This window comes from Terriglobales bacterium, from assembly GCA_035454605.1.
Classification (GTDB): Bacteria; Acidobacteriota; Terriglobia; order Terriglobales; family Acidobacteriaceae; genus DATMAB01.
Genome location: DATIGQ010000134.1, coordinates 1 through 16,343, shown reverse-complemented (window position 1 = coordinate 16,343; position 16,343 = coordinate 1). Strand labels below are relative to the sequence as shown.

At 64.1% G+C, this 16,343-nt stretch carries 15 protein-coding genes; 12 read left to right on the top strand and 3 right to left on the bottom strand.

The window, feature by feature from the left end; genetic code table 11:
- A partial coding sequence (locus VLE48_09775; GenBank protein HSA93287.1) for an ATP-binding protein occupies window positions 1-849 on the top strand: 849 nt, incomplete at its 5' end.
- On the opposite strand, the gene VLE48_09770 is transcribed toward VLE48_09775, so the two are convergent.
- The gene (locus tag VLE48_09770) at window positions 846-2,150 is read right to left on the bottom strand and encodes a glycosyltransferase (protein HSA93286.1); all 1,305 of its coding nucleotides are present in this window, start codon (window positions 2,148-2,150) and stop codon (window positions 846-848) included. The genes VLE48_09775 and VLE48_09770 overlap by 4 nt on opposite strands.
- Complete coding sequence (locus VLE48_09765) at window positions 2,147-2,839, bottom strand: DUF5752 family protein (GenBank protein HSA93285.1); 693 nt, start codon at window positions 2,837-2,839, stop codon at window positions 2,147-2,149. The genes VLE48_09770 and VLE48_09765 overlap by 4 nt, the downstream gene beginning before the upstream one ends.
- Before the next feature lie 250 nt (window positions 2,840-3,089).
- Here VLE48_09765 and otsB point away from each other — a divergent pair, with 250 nt between their 5' ends.
- The 10 genes from otsB (at window position 3,090) to VLE48_09715 (ending at window position 14,268) form a co-directional block, all read left to right on the top strand.
- Window positions 3,090-3,875: a trehalose-phosphatase gene (otsB, locus tag VLE48_09760; GenBank protein HSA93284.1), complete on the top strand. Its 786-nt coding sequence runs from the start codon at window positions 3,090-3,092 to the stop codon at window positions 3,873-3,875.
- On the top strand, window positions 3,872-5,278 hold the full coding sequence (locus VLE48_09755; GenBank protein ID HSA93283.1) for a trehalose-6-phosphate synthase: 1,407 nt from the start codon (window positions 3,872-3,874) through the stop codon (window positions 5,276-5,278). Before otsB ends, VLE48_09755 begins: the two co-directional genes overlap by 4 nt.
- 69 nt (window positions 5,279-5,347) lie before the next feature.
- Window positions 5,348-6,517, top strand: coding sequence for a cation:proton antiporter (locus VLE48_09750; GenBank protein ID HSA93282.1), 1,170 nt, complete (start codon window positions 5,348-5,350; stop codon window positions 6,515-6,517).
- Window positions 6,518-6,592: 75 nt separating this feature from the next.
- Window positions 6,593-7,339, top strand: a complete 747-nt coding sequence (fabG, locus tag VLE48_09745; GenBank protein HSA93281.1) for a 3-oxoacyl-[acyl-carrier-protein] reductase — start codon at window positions 6,593-6,595, stop codon at window positions 7,337-7,339.
- Window positions 7,340-7,454: 115 nt separating this feature from the next.
- Window positions 7,455-7,919, top strand: coding sequence for a GNAT family N-acetyltransferase (locus VLE48_09740; protein HSA93280.1), 465 nt, complete (start codon window positions 7,455-7,457; stop codon window positions 7,917-7,919).
- Window positions 7,920-8,070: 151 nt separating this feature from the next.
- The gene (locus VLE48_09735; protein HSA93279.1) at window positions 8,071-8,424 is read left to right on the top strand and encodes a helix-turn-helix transcriptional regulator; all 354 of its coding nucleotides are present in this window, start codon (window positions 8,071-8,073) and stop codon (window positions 8,422-8,424) included.
- A 131-nt stretch (window positions 8,425-8,555) separates the two neighbouring features.
- On the top strand, window positions 8,556-9,149 hold the full coding sequence (locus VLE48_09730; protein HSA93278.1) for an MXAN_5187 C-terminal domain-containing protein: 594 nt from the start codon (window positions 8,556-8,558) through the stop codon (window positions 9,147-9,149).
- 111 nt (window positions 9,150-9,260) lie between these two features.
- Window positions 9,261-10,820 carry a bifunctional phosphoribosylaminoimidazolecarboxamide formyltransferase/IMP cyclohydrolase gene (purH, locus tag VLE48_09725; GenBank protein ID HSA93277.1) on the top strand — a complete coding sequence of 520 codons (1,560 nt, stop codon included), beginning with the start codon at window positions 9,261-9,263 and terminating at the stop codon, window positions 10,818-10,820.
- A 128-nt stretch (window positions 10,821-10,948) separates the two neighbouring features.
- Window positions 10,949-13,057 (top strand): tetratricopeptide repeat protein, encoded by a 2,109-nt coding sequence (locus VLE48_09720; GenBank protein HSA93276.1) that lies wholly within the window; start codon window positions 10,949-10,951, stop codon window positions 13,055-13,057.
- 74 nt (window positions 13,058-13,131) lie between these two features.
- Window positions 13,132-14,268, top strand: a complete 1,137-nt coding sequence (locus VLE48_09715; GenBank protein ID HSA93275.1) for a deoxyguanosinetriphosphate triphosphohydrolase — start codon at window positions 13,132-13,134, stop codon at window positions 14,266-14,268.
- A gap of 94 nt (window positions 14,269-14,362) precedes the next feature.
- Here the strand turns inward: VLE48_09715 and VLE48_09710 are convergent, their stop codons facing one another.
- On the bottom strand, window positions 14,363-15,493 hold the full coding sequence (locus VLE48_09710; GenBank protein HSA93274.1) for a PQQ-dependent sugar dehydrogenase: 1,131 nt from the start codon (window positions 15,491-15,493) through the stop codon (window positions 14,363-14,365).
- Between the two features lie 336 nt (window positions 15,494-15,829).
- Between VLE48_09710 and VLE48_09705 the strand changes: the two genes are divergently transcribed.
- Window positions 15,830-16,057 carry a hypothetical protein gene (locus VLE48_09705; GenBank protein HSA93273.1) on the top strand — a complete coding sequence of 76 codons (228 nt, stop codon included), beginning with the start codon at window positions 15,830-15,832 and terminating at the stop codon, window positions 16,055-16,057.
- Window positions 16,058-16,343 lie beyond the last annotated feature (286 nt).

Below are 16,343 nucleotides of genomic sequence, written 5' to 3'. Positions count from 1 at the left end.
GACGTGGAACTGGTCACCGTGCTGGCCCCGGACCTGGGCGCGGTGAGGGCTGACCCCAGCCAAATCGAGCAGATCCTCATGAACCTGGTGGTCAATGCCCGCGACGCCATGCCCAAAGGCGGCCGCATCATCCTGGAAACCATGAACGTGGACTTGAGCCACTCCTACGTGCAGGAGCACCGTGTGGTCGAACCCGGCAGCTACGTGATGCTGGCCGTGAGCGACTCGGGCACCGGCATGGACACCCAGACCCAGGCCCACATCTTCGAGCCCTTCTTCACCACCAAAGAGCTGGGGCGCGGCACCGGGCTCGGGCTTTCCACCGTCTACGGCATTGTGAAGCAAAGCCAGGGCCACATCTGGGTATACAGCGAGATCGGCCATGGGACCACGTTCAAGATCTACCTGCCGTGCGTTCAGGAGGCCGCTCGTGCGGAGCGGCCGGAGCCCCAGCCCGCCGGCGTGGCACGTGGCGAAGAGACCATTTTGTTAGTCGAGGACGACCTCGCGTTACGGCAGCTCGCCGTCAAGATCCTGCGCCGCGAGGGCTACACCGTGCTGGAGGCGGAAAGCTCCGTCCATGCGGAAGACATCTGCCGTCGACATCCGGGGCAGATCGATCTCGTCCTCACCGACATGATCATGCCGGAGATGAGCGGGCGCGAGCTGGTGGAGCGCGTGCGCGCGCTGCGGCCGCGCGTGCGCGTGCTCTACATGTCCGGTTACACGGAGCATGCCGCGAGCCAGCAGCCCGGCCTGGGGATCGACGCCCCGCTCCTTTCCAAGCCCTTCAGTTCCGCCGTGCTTTCCAGCAAGATTCGCGAGGTGCTGCGGCAGCCCGCAGCCTAGGAGACGAGTGGGGAGGAGATCTTCAGCAGGATCAGGTACAGCAGCATGTAGCGCTTCAGGTTGCTGGTGATGAGGAAGTTCGCCCGCACGTGCTCGCGTCCGTTGCGTCCCAGCTGCCGGGCGAAATCGGGGTGCGTCAGCAGGTATCGGATCTGGTAGGCGCAGCCTTCCACGGAATGCACCAGCATGCCGGTCAGCTTGTGAATCACCTGCACGGGGATCCCGCCCACGGCGCCGGCAATCACCGGCTTTCCTTTCCATAAGGCTTCGGAGACCGTAAGGCCGAAGCCTTCGCGCAGCGACTTCTGGATGACGATGGTCGAGGCCCGCTGCAACGCGTTGATTTCGACGTGGGACCACGGCGGCAAGTCGAGGATGATGACGTCGGGGTCGCCGGCCGCGGCTTCTTTCACCTCGGCCAGCACTTGGGCGCCTTCGGGGTCGTCCGTAGCCCCGCCGCCCGCCAGCACGAGCTGGCAGTCCGCATAATGTTTGGCCATCTTGTAGGCCCGGATCACTCCCACCGGGTCCTTGAGCCGATCGAACCGCGAAATCTGGGTCAGGATGGGCCGTTTGCGGTCGATGCCGAACCGGTCGCACACTTCCTGCACTTTCTTGTCATCCAGTTTCTTGTTTTTTTCCGCCAGCGGGTCGATGGCGGGAAAGAACAGGTATTGCGGGATGCCCATCTGGGAACGGCTGAAGGAGGGCGAAGAAAAGATGGCGGCGTCGTATTGCTCCACCAGCGGCCGCAGCAGCCCCCACACCCCTGGATGCGGATGCGAGAGGTCAATGTGGCAACGCCAGATCCATTTGGCCTTCCCCTCGGGCTTGGAAAGGACGAGCCCGGCAGGCTGCGGATCGTGGATCACCACTAGGTCTTCCCCGAACTGCATGCTCTGGCGGTTCTGTTCGTTGTAACTGAGAAAGACGTCGCTGGCCTCCTGCGTCAGCTCGTAGGGGCTGCCGTGCAGGGCGTTGTGAAAAGCCTTGGTGACGGCAAAGAAGTCCTCGCCACCGGTGATCACCTCCCACTTGGTGGCGATCTCCAGCTCGTTCATCAGCGGGACCAGGCGGTTCAGGATCTCCGCCACTCCACCGCCCACCGCCGTCGAGTTCACCATCTTGACGGTGCGGCCTCGTAGCTGCTGGGCCAGGTAGCGCAGCTCGTCTATCTCCGCAGGGCCCACCACAGCGGCGTAATCGTCCAACCGAGGTTGCGGCCGGACCGCCCTGCGCGCCGGCCGGGCGCTCTCGCTCGGTGGAGCCACGGTCGCGCCGGGGTTGTTCTTTCGGTTCACGCTTCTTTGCTCCCACTTGCCCCGTTTAGAGCCTTCTGTACTGCTTCCAGGATGCGTTGGCGGACGCCCTCGAGCGTCAGCGTATAGATGTCGATGCGCTTGATCTGCTGGGCCAGGTCACCGAGGTCCAGCGCTTCCTCGAGCCAGACGGAGAAATTGTTGGAATCGAGTTTGAGGCGCAGTCGAGCGTCCACAAAGTGGTAGTGAATGCTGGCCACGGAAACCTTTTCCAGGCTGCTGGCGAACTCCTCCAGGTTGTGGGCCTGGTAGGGCGTGGGCACCACGAATAACTCGGAGGCGGCGAAATAAAACGGCTCGAACGCGGTTCTCCCGGCGGCTTCCGGGTGCGTTCGCACATACTCGTCCATGACGCTTACCAGGCGTTGCCGCAGGCCCGCGATCTCGGTGAACTCCCGGATATCCACCGCGGCCAGGTGTTCCGCCAGCCGCGCCTCATTGCAGGCCGCCAGCGCCCACTGCGCGAAGTCGTTGGAGAAACCCTCGGTAATGAAGTGGTGCTCACGGAGCGTCTGGAAGGTGTGCTCGAAGATGGAGGCGTCGGAACACGACCGCAGCCCCTCAAGCAGTTCGGCCACCGTCGTTGCACGCTGTGGCTCGATGCGCAGCAGGTGCGCCGCAGACCGGAACTGAAAAGGCTTGCGGGCTGCGCGTTGGCCGACCGGAATCATTAGATGGCGACAGGCTTCCATTTTAGATGCCGAGAGCGATGGATGAATTGCCTTTCGAGAAAAACGGAATCTGAGAACGATGTCCGATTAGGGTTGAACCAAGTAGCCCATGCGGCGAAAATAGAAGGTTGGGCTGTAGTCGACAACGAACGCCTGACGTCTAGGGCCGGAGTCATCCCTCCGGTTCGATGGAAAGCCGGACGCAGGCAGCGCCGCACCCCTGCTTTGCGGCGGCTTATCCGGAACTACCATGAGAATCCTGCGGGCAGATATCGACCTGGAGTCCTTCTACCGCAGCCTCGAGCGCTCTCCGCGCCGGCTGCTGATGTTGGACTACGACGGCACCCTGGCCCCGTTTTGTGCCCAACGCGACCAGGCCGTCCCCTATCCAGGAGTGCGCGCAGCGTTGGATGAAGTCCTGTGCGCCCGCCGGACCCGCGTAGTGATCATCAGCGGTCGTGCCCTGGCCGACTTGTTGCCGCTTCTCGGCCTGCGCCAGCCCGTGGAGCTCTGGGGCTCGCACGGCATCGAGCGGCGGCACGCCAATGGCGATGCGCAGACCGCCGAACTCGACCCCAAGGCGCTGCGAGGCTTGGCGGACGCGGATTCCTGGGTGGAGTCCGCCGGTTTGGGGCCGTATGCCGAGTCCAAACCCGGGTGCCTGGCCTTGCACTGGCGCGGCATGCCAGCGGACGACGCCGCCGCATTGCGCACGCGAGCTCTGGAAAGCTGGTCGCCGCTGGCGCTTGCCCACGGTCTGGATCTGCGTGACTTCGATGGCGGCCTCGAACTGCGCACGCCCTCACGTAGCAAAGCGAGCGCTGTGCGCACTCTGCTGGAGGAGGAAAAGGAAGCCGTACCTGCCGCCTACCTGGGTGACGACCAGACGGACGAAGACGCTTTCGGTGCCTTGCAAGGAAGGGGGTTGCGGGTCCTGGTGCGCCCTGAGTTGCGACCGACCGCCGCTGATCTCTGGCTCCAACCGCCGGAGGAGCTTCTGGAATTCCTGGCTCACTGGCAGGGAGGCGCGCGATGACCCGCCGCCTGGTCGTAGTATCCAACCGGCTGCCCGTGGTTTTGACTCGCGATGGTGGCGAGTGGCGCACGCGCCCGGCCTCGGGCGGCCTGGTTTCGGCCCTGGCTCCAATTCTCGGCGCCGAGTCCGGATTGTGGATCGGGTGGCCAGGCACCAGCGAGGCCCCCGCCGTGGTGGAGCAGTTGCGCTCGGCCTCGGAACGGTCGGGATACGGTCTGGAGCCTGTATTCCTTACCGCGGAGGAACGTTCCCAGTTTTACCTGGGCTTCTCCAACGAGATCATCTGGCCGCTGTTTCATGATCTTCAGTCGCGCTGCAACTTCGATCCTGCCTACTGGGGCAGCTATGTCGCCGTGAATCGCAAGTTTTCCCACGCCATGGCCCAGTTAGCCCGGCCCGAAACCCTGTTCTGGGTGCACGACTATCACTTGATGGAAACGGCGCGCTTCCTGCGCGAGATGGGCGCACAGGCACGGGTGGCATTCTTTCTTCACATTCCCTTCCCTCCGCCGGACATCTTCGAGAAACTACCCTGGTGCGAGTCCATTCTGCGTTCGCTGCTGGAGTTCGACCTGGTCGGATTCCAGACGCGGCGCGATCTGCGCAACTTCGTACAGTGCCTGAATGCGCTCGTGAAGGGAGCATCGCTGCACCGCGACAGCGGCTTCCTGCAGGCTCGGCTCGGTGAGCGCAAGGTGCGGCTTGGCCATTTTCCCATCAGCATCGACTTCCGCGCCTTCGCCGAACAGGCGTCGCGTCCCGAGGTCGCCGACCGCGCGGCCCGCATCCGCGTAGAACAGAAGGACTGCCAGCTGGTTCTGGGCGTGGACCGGCTGGACTACACCAAGGGCATCCCCGAGCGCCTGAAAGCTTTCCGCAACCTGCTGGCGCGATTTCCCGACCTACGCCGGAAGATCGTGCTGGTGCAGGTGGCCGTTCCCAGTCGTGCCGATATCCCGCGCTACCGGGAACTCAAGACGGAGATCGAGCGCCTGGTCAGCGAGGTCAACGGAGAGTACACGCAATCCGGATGGGTGCCGGTCCACTACCTTTACCGCAATTTGAATCGCAATGAACTGCTGGCCTACTACCGGGCAGCGTCCGTTGCGCTGGTCACGCCGTTGAAGGATGGCATGAACCTGGTCGCCAAGGAATATTGCGCGGCACAGGTCGACAACGACGGCACCCTCATCCTGAGCGAGTTCGCTGGGGCGGCCGCGGAACTCAAACGCGGGGCTTTGCTGGTGAATCCCTACGATTCGGAGGGCGTTGCCGCCGCCATACACCAGGCGTTCCACATGGATCCCGCGGAACGCCACGAGCGCATGCGCCGCATGCGCCAGATCATCCGCCAGGCAGACATCTTCCGCTGGGCGGCTTCCTTCCTTAAGGCGGCACCATGAGCGGGGAGCGACTTTCCTGCAGTCCGATGTCTCTGGGCTGAGATAATGAACCGATTTGCACGGTGACTCATGCCACACGGCGCCAATCCGCTCCTGTTGGACCTGTTCCTCATTTTCATCCTGGCGAAGCTGCTGGGCGAGATTTTCGAGCGCTTCCGGCTGCCCGCCGTACTGGGTGAGATCCTGGCCGGCGTGGTGTTCGGTCCTTACGCGCTGGGATGGGTGACACCCAGTCCGAGCGTCCACTCCTTTGCGGAACTGGGCGCCATTTTCCTGCTGTTCACCGTGGGATTGGAAACGCACCCAAAGGACCTCATCCGGGTGGGGTCGAAAGCCCTGGGTGTGGCGCTGGCTGGTGTTGTGGTTCCTTTCGCCTTCGGCTTCGCCTACATGATGCTGCGCTACGGCCAGACGCAGGAAGCCATTTTCGTGGCCGCGGCCATGGTGGCCACCAGCGTAGGCATCACGGCGCGCGTGCTGGGCGACATGAAGGTGTTGCAGACGCGAGCCGCGCGCATCATCCTGGCCGCTGCCGTCTTTGACGACATCCTGGCCATGATCCTGCTCGCGGTCGTGGCCGGGCTGGGCTCCGCCGGCGGCGTGCAGTGGCTCCACCTCGGGGTCCTGTTCGCGGAAGCGATTGCTTTCGCGCTGTTCATGATCTTCGTGGCGCCGCGAGTCATGCACCGCATGCGGCCGCGCCTCGAAAAGATGTCTGTGCCCAACGCGCCCTTACTGGCGTCGCTGGCTCTCTGCCTCGGTCTGAGCGTGGCGGCGGAGAAAATCGGCATGGCCGCCATCATCGGAGCCTTTTTCGCCGGCCTGGCCTTCGCCGAATACTCGCCGGAATGGAACCTGCAACCCCGGGTTCACGCCATCAACGAGTTCCTGGCTCCATTCTTCTTCTTCACGATGGGGACGCGGCTCGATCTCGAAGCCTTCACGCCCGAGGTTTTGATATCTGCCGCCGTCATCTCCGTGCTGGCGCTCATCTCCAAGGTCGGCGGCTGCGGATTGCCGGTGTTGCGGGAGGGCTGGCTGACCGCATTGCAGGTGGGTGTGGGCATGATGCCCCGCGGCGAAGTCGGCCTGATCGTGGCGCTGGTCGGCCTGAACCTGGGGGCTATCTCCCAGTCGTCCTATGCCATCGTCATCTTCATGACCGCGGTCACCACGCTGCTCGCCCCGCCCATCCTGCGCGTGCTCTTTCGGCGAGGAGAAGATGCAGTCGCGGATTGATTCGTCCCGGCACAGACTGACTCTCCTTTGTCCCCGCCGGTATAATCTCCGCTTCATTCTGTTCCGGGAGCCTGCATGACAAGTCTGGCTGGGCACGTCGCGCTGGTGACAGGGGCGTCGCAGGGCATCGGTCGGGCGTGCGCTCTGGAGCTGGCGCGCGCCGGGGCGGCGGTGGCCGCAGCCGCGCGCAGCGAAGAGAAACTCGCCGCACTGGTCGCGGAAATCACAACGGCAGGAGGGCAGGCTGCTGCTTTCCGCCTGGACGTGGCCAGCGAAGACGAGGTCAAGGCCGCCTGCAAGTCTGCCATCGAACGCTTCGGCAAGGTCGACATCCTGGTCAACAACGCCGGCATCACGCGCGATCAACTGGTCATGCGCATGAAGCGCGCGGACTGGGACGCGGTCCTCCAGACCAACCTCACCGGCGCCTATCTCACCATCCAGCAGGTCATCGGCTCCATGCTGAAGCAGCGCTGGGGACGCATCATTAACATGACCAGCATCTTCGGCCAGATCGGACAGGCGGGCCAGGCCAACTACGCAGCGTCGAAGGCGGGCCTGATCGGCCTGACTCTGGCGGTGGCGCGCGAGGTTGCGTCGCGCAACATTACGGTGAATGCCGTGGCGCCCGGCTACATTGAGACCGCCATGACCGCTGTGCTCTCCGTGGACATGAAGAAGAAGGTGCTGGAGATGATTCCGCTGGGCCGAGCCGGCACCGAGCAGGACGTCGCGCAGGCTGTCCGCTTCCTGGCCTCCGACGAAGCTGCCTACATTACGGGCCACGTTCTCAACGTCAACGGCGGCATGCACATGGGCTAGGAAGCCATTTGCCATTGGCACTTGGCATTGCGCTTCGCTCTCGACAAACTGGCACGTGACCTCCTGAGTCCGTCCCCTAGGCCAGCGCATCCGATTCGGGGAGGCTGCTGCAACCGTGCGCATCATCCAAGCCGCAACCGCCGAACAGGTAGGAGAGGTCCGCAAGCTCTTCGTCGAGTACGGTGAGTCTCTAGGATTCAGCCTTTGTTTTCAGAGCTTTGACCAGGAACTCGCGGGGCTTCCCGGCGATTACGCCCCGCCCGCAGGCCGACTATTGCTGGCGGAAGAAGCTGGCAAGGCGGCAGGCTGCGTGGCGCTGCACCGTCTGGCCAACGACATCTGCGAGATGAAGCGGCTGTATGTGCGGCCGTCCTTCCGCGGGCGCAAACTGGGCCGGAAGCTGACCGAGCGCGTAATCGAAGAAGCGCGCGGCATCGGTTACAAGCGCATGCGGCTGGATACTATCGCCGACTCCATGCGCGAGGCCGTGGCTCTTTATCGCGCGCTGGGTTTCCGCGAGATCCCTCCCTATCGTCCTAATCCCATCGCCAGCGCCACCTACATGGAACTCGATCTCTGAGTTCCGGCCCGGTTTGACACTGCACAGAAAGTTGTGCTCCTTCGATTGCGACGATTCTTTCGGCGCCGGAAGATTCTGCTTGCAAGAGCGAGGGACTCTCGCTACTATTCCCGCACTTCGAGACGCTAAGAGAACCGTTATTACACCCGGCATGAACATCGGCGAGACGATCCGCAGCTTTCGGTTGCAGAAGGGCATGTCCCAGGGCGACATCGAGAAGCGGACGGGGTTACTGCGCTGCTATCTGTCGCGAGTGGAAAACGGCCACACCATCCCCTCGCTGGACACGCTAGCCAAGATCGCCGGCGCCATGGAAGTTCCGCTGGCGCAGTTCTTCGCGGACCCGGCGCGCTCCAATGGCTCCGCGCGGGCCCTGCCGCAGTTGAGCGACGACGAGGTCCGCTTCCTCACCCAGATCCGCCGCTACTCCACCAGCCTCTCCGAGAGCGACCGCAAGCTGGTGCTGGCCATGGTGAAGAAGATGGCCGTCAACAGCGGGAAATAGCTACTCACCTGATACACGGCCTTCCCCCAGTTAAGATTCCGCCACTACCGCCTGTGATATAGTGCCCTTCACGCCGCTGCGCAACGGCCCGCTCCGGGCACTTCGTGCCGCCGAACGGGACGAGGTGGACCATGACCATCGATGAGGAACTTACTCACCTCGACGAGTTGCTGCGCCGCCTGAAAATCGAGTACGACATCTTTTTCGGCGGCGGGTCCAAACGGCCGCCGGCGGACAGCGAGTGGCGCGTACAGGCCATCCTCAAGAAGTATTCCGACAGTCACAAGATGAGTTTTGCGCAGCGCTTCCGCTTCAACACCATCCAGCAGAAGTACGCCATCTTCAGCGACCTGTGGCGGCAGAAGGTAAAGATCAAGGAAGAAGGCTTTCGCCGGCCGCAAGACGCCGTGCTGGGCATCCAGGGCATGCGCGTGGAAGAAGAAGCCAAGGCGCGCGAGGAGATGCGCGCGGCCGAGCCTTTCCGCGTGGCCTGCTCCGATGTGGACTCGGACCACGAGAAAGTCCAGGCGCTGTTCAACGCCATGGTGGAGGCGCGCAAGCAGGCGGGCGATGCCGGGGCAGGCGCGGCCAACTTCGAGTCCTTCAAGTCTTTCGTCAAGAAGAAGACGGACCAGTTGCGCAAGGACTACGGCTGCCACGCGGTGGAGTACGCCGTCGAGGTGGAGAACGGCCAGGTCCGGCTCAAGGCAAAAGCGAAAGTCTGAGTGCGTATTTCCGAAGTTCGAGTTCGACACTTCCCCTTGTGACATCTTTGCGCGCCTCCGGCGCGCCATGTATTCTGTTGCGCCCTGCCAATCCTGCCATCGAGGGAACCAGTGCCGAAAATCCAGCGCGCCATCCTCAGCGTGACCGACAAGACCGGGCTGGCGGAATTCGCCCGCCGCCTCTCTGCCATGCAGGTGGAACTGGTCTCGACCGGAGGAACGGCGCGCCTGCTGCGTGATTCTGGTGTGGCGGTGCGCGACATCAGCGAGCTCACGGGATTTCCGGAGATGCTCGACGGGCGCGTCAAGACGCTGCACCCCAAAGTGCACGGCGGCATCCTGCACATTCGCGCGAACGCCGACCATCGCGCCGCCGTGGCCCAGCACGGCATCGCGCCCATCGACATGGTGGTGGTGAACCTCTACGCCTTCGAGAAGACCGCGTCGAAACCGGGCGCGCACTTCGACGAGATCATCGAGAACATCGATATCGGCGGACCTTCGATGGTGCGCTCGGCGGCCAAGAACTTTCGCGACGTCGCCATCGTGACCTCGCCCGCCGACTATGACGCGATCGCCCAGGAGATGGAGAAATCGAGTGGCGAGCTTTCCCTCGACACGCGCTGGCGCCTGGCACAGAAGGCGTTCGCGCTCACTGCCACTTACGACTCTGCGATCGCCTCGACGCTTGACCGCATCCAGCTTGCCGACGCCAACTTTGCGTTCGGCGACGGCGCCGCATTTCCCGCAACTCTCCGGCTGGCATTCACCAAGGCCATGGACCTGCGGTACGGCGAGAATCCGCACCAGAAGGCCGCGCTTTATTCCGATGGGTCCGGCCGGGGCGTGGCCAACGGCCGCCAACTCCAGGGCAAGGAGCTTTCCTACAACAACATCGTGGACCTGGAGGCGGCGTGGAGCCTGGCGCAGGAGTTCGCCGAGCCGGTAGCCGTCATCATCAAGCACACCAACCCGTGCGGCACTGCGACCGGCAAGACGCTCGTGGAAGCCTACAAGAAGGCGCTCGAATGCGACCCGGTCTCCGCTTTCGGCGGCGTCATCGGGTTCAACCGTCCGGTGGACGGCGAAACCGCCGCCGAAGTGGCCAAGCTTTTCGTCGAAGCGGTGGCTGCGCCGGGCTACGACGAAGCGGCACGCGCCGCCTTCGCCGCCAAGAAGAACCTGCGGCTGATGGAAGTAGCGCCGGCGCCGCCAAGCCGTACGCTGAAAAACGTCTCCGGCGGCTTGTTGCTGCAGGACGACGACATCCGCCCGCTGGCCGACGCCGACCTCAAGGTGGTCACGACGCGCAAACCGACAGAAGAAGAGATGCGGGCGCTGCTGTTCGCCTGGAAGATCGCCAAGCATGTGAAGTCGAACGCGATCGTGTACGCGCGCGACGGGCAGAGTGTGGGCGTGGGCGCCGGCCAAATGAGCCGCGTGGATTCGTGCAAGATCGGCGCCATGAAGGCCGTGCTGCCGCTCAAAGGCACCGTGGCCGCCTCCGACGCCTTCTTTCCCTTCCCCGATGGCGTGGAGGAGATCGCCAAGGCCGGGGCAACGGCCATCATCCAGCCGGGCGGTTCGGTGCGCGACCAGGACGTAACCGACGCCGCCAACCGCCTGGGCCTGGCCATGGTGTTCACCGGCGTACGACATTTTCGACACTGATGGCGACCGCCTCGCCACGCTTTCTCTCGCCCCGGTCGCGGCGGGCATCGTAGAATAGCCCTGTACCGGGTCGGCCCCGCGCGCATCCAATCAGTCATGGCGTCGTGCCGGACCGTCAAGGAACCTAGATGAAGTCTCGCTCTCTTCTGATCCCAGCCCTACTCCTTGCCCTTCCCCTCAGCGCGCAGGACCTGCCGGAGGCGAAGGCGCCGCCCCAGACGCCCGCATCCGCCCAGCCGGCTGCTCCGGCTTCCGGACAAGCTGCTCCCGCTGCGGCGAATACGCCGGCAAAAGCGCCGGACCGTTCCGCCGCCTACTACCACTACACGCTGGCGCACATCTACGAGGAGCTGGCTACGGTATACGGGCGGTCGGAGTACGTCAGCAAAGCGGTGGAGCAGTACAAGCTGGCGCTCCAGAACGATCCTCAGTCGGAATTCCTGAACTCGGAGCTGGCGGAGTTCTACGCCAAGACGGGGCGCATCCGTGACGCGGTGCTGGAAGCGCAGGAGATCCTGAAGCGCGATCCCAACAACCTCGAAGCCCACAAGCTGCTGGGCCGCATCTACGTGCGTTCGCTGGGCGACTCGCAGAGCGGGCAGTCGCAGGAGATGCTGAAGCGGGCGCTGGAACAGATCCGGGAAGTCGTCCGCCTGGAACCCAAGAACACCGACAACTACCTGCTGCTGGGCCGCCTGCACATCCTGGCCAAGGAACTGGACAAGGCCGAGGAGGCATTCAAGGACGCGCTCAGGAACGATCCCGCATCGGAAGAAGCGCTCACCAACCTGGCCTATCTGTACACCGAGCAGGGGAACTTCAGCCGCGCGGTCACAACGTTGGAGTCGGTGCCCGAGGCGGAGCGCACGGGGAAAATCTACGCGGCGCTGGGCTTCAGCTACGAACAGCAGAAGGACTACGGCAAGGCGGTGGCGGCCTACCGCAAGGCAACGGAGTCCGACAGCGACAATCTGGACTGGCAGCGCGGCCTGGCGCAGAACCTGTTCAACGATGGCCAGCTCAAGGAAGCGCTGGAGCAGTACCAGGCGCTGGCGGAGGCCGATCCGCAGGACGCCACCACGCTGGTGCGCATCGCAGAGATCCAGCGGCGGGACGGCCAGTTCGACGCCGCCCTGGAGAGCCTGAAGAAAGCCGAAGCGCTGGTGTCGAACTCCCTCGAGGTGCCCTACAACATGGCCCTGGTCTACCAGGCCCAGGGCAAGTTCGATGACGCGGTGCGGGTGTACACCCAGTTGCTGGATCGCACCGCCAAGGCCGACCGGAACTACAGCGAGAGCGAGCGCTCCAACCGGGCGGTGTTTCTGGAGCGCCTAGGCGATCTCTACCGGGACGCGAACCAGACCTCGAAGGCGCTGGAGACTTTCGCGGAAATGCTGACCCTGGGCGGGGAAACGGCTTCGCGCGGATACCAGCAGATCATCGAAACGCATCGCACGGCGCGCCAGTGGGCGGAGGCGCTGCGCGTGGCCGAGGAGGCCGCCAGGAAGTTTCCCCAAGACCGCGACCTGCAGATGCAATACGCCGCGCAACTGGCGGACAGTGGAAAGCCCGACGAGGGCGTGGCCCGGGTGCGTGGGCTGCTGAAAGGCACGCCGGAGGACCGCGAAGTCTATCTTGCGCTGGCGCAGATCTACAGCCGGCAGCGGCGCTGGAAGGAATCCGAGGAGGCCATCGCCCAGGCCGACAAGCTGGCCACCACGCCGCGCGAGAAATACTACGCCTGGTTCATGTATGGCTCGGTCTACGAGCGCCAGAAGAAGTTCGACCAGGCGGAGGAGATGTTCAAGAAGATCCTTTCCTTCGATCCGCACAACGCCATGGTGCTGAACTACCTGGGCTACATGCTGGCGGACCGCGGCGTTCGCCTGGAAGAGGCGCTGGGCTACATCAAGGAAGCGGTGGCGCGCGACCCGGCGAGCGGCGCGTACCTGGATTCCCTGGGCTGGGTGTATTTCAAGATGGGCCAGGATGTGCTCGCCGAAGAGTATCTGCACAAAGCGATCGAGCGCCTGCCGTACGATTCGACCGTCCACGATCACCTGGCCGATCTCTATCTGAAAACCGGGCGCCTGAAGGAAGCCGCCGCCCACTGGGAGCGCGCCCTGGAGGAATGGAACCGGGGAGTGCCGTCCGATGCGGATCCGGCCGAGGTGGCCAAGGTGCAGAAGAAGCTCGAGCAGGCCCGCGTGCGCCTGGCAAAGCAAGTGCGCGAGTAGTGCGCCTCCGCTGTCCGTTTCCGCCTTCCGCTGAAGACCTGCCGACCGACAACGGAACGCTGTAGACTCTTTCCATGCTCGCGGCATACGCGGTGCAAGTGGAGCAGTCGCGAGGGCGCAGGCATCCGGAGCCGCCCCACCCTTATCGCGATGACTTCCAGCGCGACCGCGACCGCGTCATCCACTCCCGCGCCTTTCGCCGCCTGGAGAACAAGACCCAGGTCTTCACCCGGCGCTACTCCGACCACTTCCGCACGCGGCTGACGCACACCATCGAAGTCGCGCAGATCTCGCGCACGCTGGCCCGCGCGCTTTCACTGAATGAAGGACTGGTGGAAGCGCTGGCGCTGGTGCACGACATCGGGCATCCCCCGTTCGGCCATGCCGGGGAGAAGGCGCTGGATGCTGCCATGCGCGCCCACGGCGATTTCTTTGACCATAACCTGCAGGCGCTGCGCATCGTGGAGGACTTCGAGCTGCGCTACGCCGGCTTCCGCGGACTGAACCTGACCTTCGAGGTTCGTGAAGGCATCATCAAGCACTCGCGCGACTACGATGCCGCGCGCTTCCCCGAGCTGGCCGAGTATTTGCTCGACAGCCAGCCTCCGCTCGAAGCCCAGCTCATCGACCTGACCGACGAGATCGCTTATGACACCGCCGACCTCGACGACGGCATGGAGGCGCGCATCCTGTCGCTCGACCGGGTGCGCCACGGCGTCCCGGTGTTCGAGCGCTTCTACCGCGAGGCCGAGCAGAAACATCCCAGCGCGCTCGACAAGCTGAAGTTCAACGAGGCCCTCAAGCGCATGCTCAACCGCATGGCCACCGACCTGATCGAGAATACGAAGCAGCGGGTGCGCGAGTCGGGCGCGAAAAGCGTGGACGACGTCCGCAATCACGCCGAGCGTCTGGCCACCTTCAGCCCCGAGGTGGACGCGGAGCGCCGGCAGGCCAAGGCTTTCCTGCACGAGAACCTGTACTCATCGGCTGCGCTGCGCCCGGAGAAAGACCATGCCGAGCGGGTGGTGACCGAGCTGTTCGAGTACTGGATCGCGCGCCCGGAGATGCTTCCCGCCACTTACCAGGAAAAAGCGCGCCAGGAATCATTGCCACGCGTGGTCTGCGATTACATCGCCGGCATGACCGACAACTTCATCCTGCAACAGCACGAGAAGAATTGCGGAGGGAAGAGGGCGGCCGCAGCGCGGTGAGGTTAACCTGTGTAGAGACGTTGCTTGCAACGTCTCCGAGACGCAGCAAGCTACGTCTCTACGAGGGCCGGGAGACGGCCAGAACCGGGGTACGCTACTTCCCCTCCCAGGTCACGCGATAGATCTTCCCCCGCCCTTCGCGGGAATCATCCGAGACAAAGAGCGCGCCGTCGGGGCCGACGGCAATGCCCACGGGCCGCCCGAGCCAGCGGCCCTTGCGCGTCTCCCCGGGAGCGATGAAACCGGTAAGGAAATCGGAGATGCCGGTGGCCTCGCCGCGCTCGTTCACCTCGATACGTACGACTTTGTAGCCGGTGGGCACGCTGCGGTTCCAGGATCCGTGGAAAGCGACGAACAGGTCGCCGCGGTATTCCGGCGGGAACTGGGTACCGGTGTAGAAGGCGATGCCGAGCGGCGCCGAGTGCGCCTGCATCTGGAACTTGGCGGGAACGGTCGAGGGACAGCGGGTCGTGGCCTCGCGGGAGAATTCGGTGTCGGCGGTGCGATTGCCGTAGCAGAAGGGCCAGCCAAAGTCGCCGCCGCTTGCGCCCAGGTCGTTGATCTCTTCGGGCGGCAGGTTGTCGCCCAGCCAGTCGCGACCGTTATCGCTCGCCCATACGGTGTTGGTCTGCGGGCTCACCGCCAGGCCCACGGCGTTGCGCAGCCCGCGCGCGAAGACGCGGCCGCCGGAGCCATCCGGGTTGAACTCCATCACCGCGGCGCGGCGCGGGTCTTCCTCGCGGCAGACGTTGCAGGTCGAGCCGATGGAGACGTACATCTTGCCGTTGTGGAAGACCAGCGTGCGCGTGAAGTGACCACCGCCGGGCGGCAGGCCAACCAGTGCCTTGGGATTGGTGGCCCGTAGGTTGGCCTCGTCCCAGTCGTAGCGGACCACACGCCCGGTCCCTGCGATGTACAGCTTGCCTTCATAGAAGGCGATGCCGTGGGGCGCATTCTGATCGCTGAGCACGGTGACGATGCGCTCCGCGCGGCCGGTGCGCTTGGCGTCCGGTAGAGCGAAGACCTTGCCGTCGGCGGTGGCGGTGGCGAGGAGAACGCCACCCGGACTGAACGCCAGCATCCGCGGCGTGGAGCCGGTTTCCGCAAATACCTGCAGGCGGAATCCGGGCGGAACGGTGGGACCAGGGTCGGCTGCAGTCGCCGGCTGCGGGGACCGGCTGCACGCCGTCAACAGCAGCAGGCACGAAAGCAAGCACACTCGCACAGCCGCGATTCTACAAGGCGAGCCAGAGCGTCGTCCGGGCGGTTTTTCCCATTTTGGGAAGCTATGGCACCGGGAGCCGTCGCAGATGCAGCCGGGTGTCTCATGGATTGACGGTTTGCGTCTCATTTTCCGGACATTGGGCCGTCTCAACCTGATCGCCAGTTTGTGTAATCCTATCTGCCTAAACGAGTTACCGAATCTTCGCTTGGCTGGCGACATTGGAGGGGTGATTGCATCTAACAGGGGAAAGGTTATTGGCTTATGCGGCGCAGGATGGCCAATTCGGACGGACGGCAGCCCAACGGGGCGCCAGGCCGGGTCGGAGGTGGGGTCGTCATGGGCGAAAAATTTACCGCTGTCGAGATTGCCACGGTGTGCCAGAGCCTGCTGACAGGCGAGATGGATCCCTGGCAGGCGGCCGAGTTTCTGCAGATTTTCTTCACCGGACACGGCTACGGGTTGAGCCACGACGCCGCCCTGCAAGCCGCGACCGTCATGGAAAGCTCCGGCTGCAACGAGGAGATCGTGCGCCGCGAGCTGAACAGATTGGCGCTGGTGGTCTAACCGTACCGCCGAGAGCGCCAAGGAAGAAGCCGGGCTAACCCGCCCGGCCTTTTCGTTTTTGGGGCGGTCTTACCGGCGGCGGACCTTTCGTGAAAGGGCCACACCACCACGTCACTCACGCGCGGCGAAAAAACCCACGCTAGAATGAACTGTGAGAATCTCCGGAAGGAGACGCGAGCGGTTGAGACGGCGTTGCAACCGTGGACGATTTCCGGCATGGGAGGAGGCAATGTTACCCCGAACTGTGAGCCGTTTGGTTGGGACTGCTGTTCTCGCCGGGCTCGTG

Coding starts and splice junctions, on each gene's coding strand:
- fabG (HSA93281.1), top strand. CDS start 6,593: ATGACAAGTCTGGCTGGGCACGTCGCGCTGGTGACAGGGGCGTCGCAG.
- VLE48_09755 (HSA93283.1), top strand. CDS start 3,872: ATGACCCGCCGCCTGGTCGTAGTATCCAACCGGCTGCCCGTGGTTTTG.
- VLE48_09750 (HSA93282.1), top strand. CDS start 5,348: ATGCCACACGGCGCCAATCCGCTCCTGTTGGACCTGTTCCTCATTTTC.
- otsB (HSA93284.1), top strand. CDS start 3,090: ATGAGAATCCTGCGGGCAGATATCGACCTGGAGTCCTTCTACCGCAGC.
- VLE48_09765 (HSA93285.1), bottom strand. CDS start 2,839: ATGATTCCGGTCGGCCAACGCGCAGCCCGCAAGCCTTTTCAGTTCCGG.
- VLE48_09730 (HSA93278.1), top strand. CDS start 8,556: ATGACCATCGATGAGGAACTTACTCACCTCGACGAGTTGCTGCGCCGC.
- VLE48_09720 (HSA93276.1), top strand. CDS start 10,949: ATGAAGTCTCGCTCTCTTCTGATCCCAGCCCTACTCCTTGCCCTTCCC.
- VLE48_09735 (HSA93279.1), top strand. CDS start 8,071: ATGAACATCGGCGAGACGATCCGCAGCTTTCGGTTGCAGAAGGGCATG.
- VLE48_09715 (HSA93275.1), top strand. CDS start 13,132: ATGCTCGCGGCATACGCGGTGCAAGTGGAGCAGTCGCGAGGGCGCAGG.
- VLE48_09705 (HSA93273.1), top strand. CDS start 15,830: ATGGGCGAAAAATTTACCGCTGTCGAGATTGCCACGGTGTGCCAGAGC.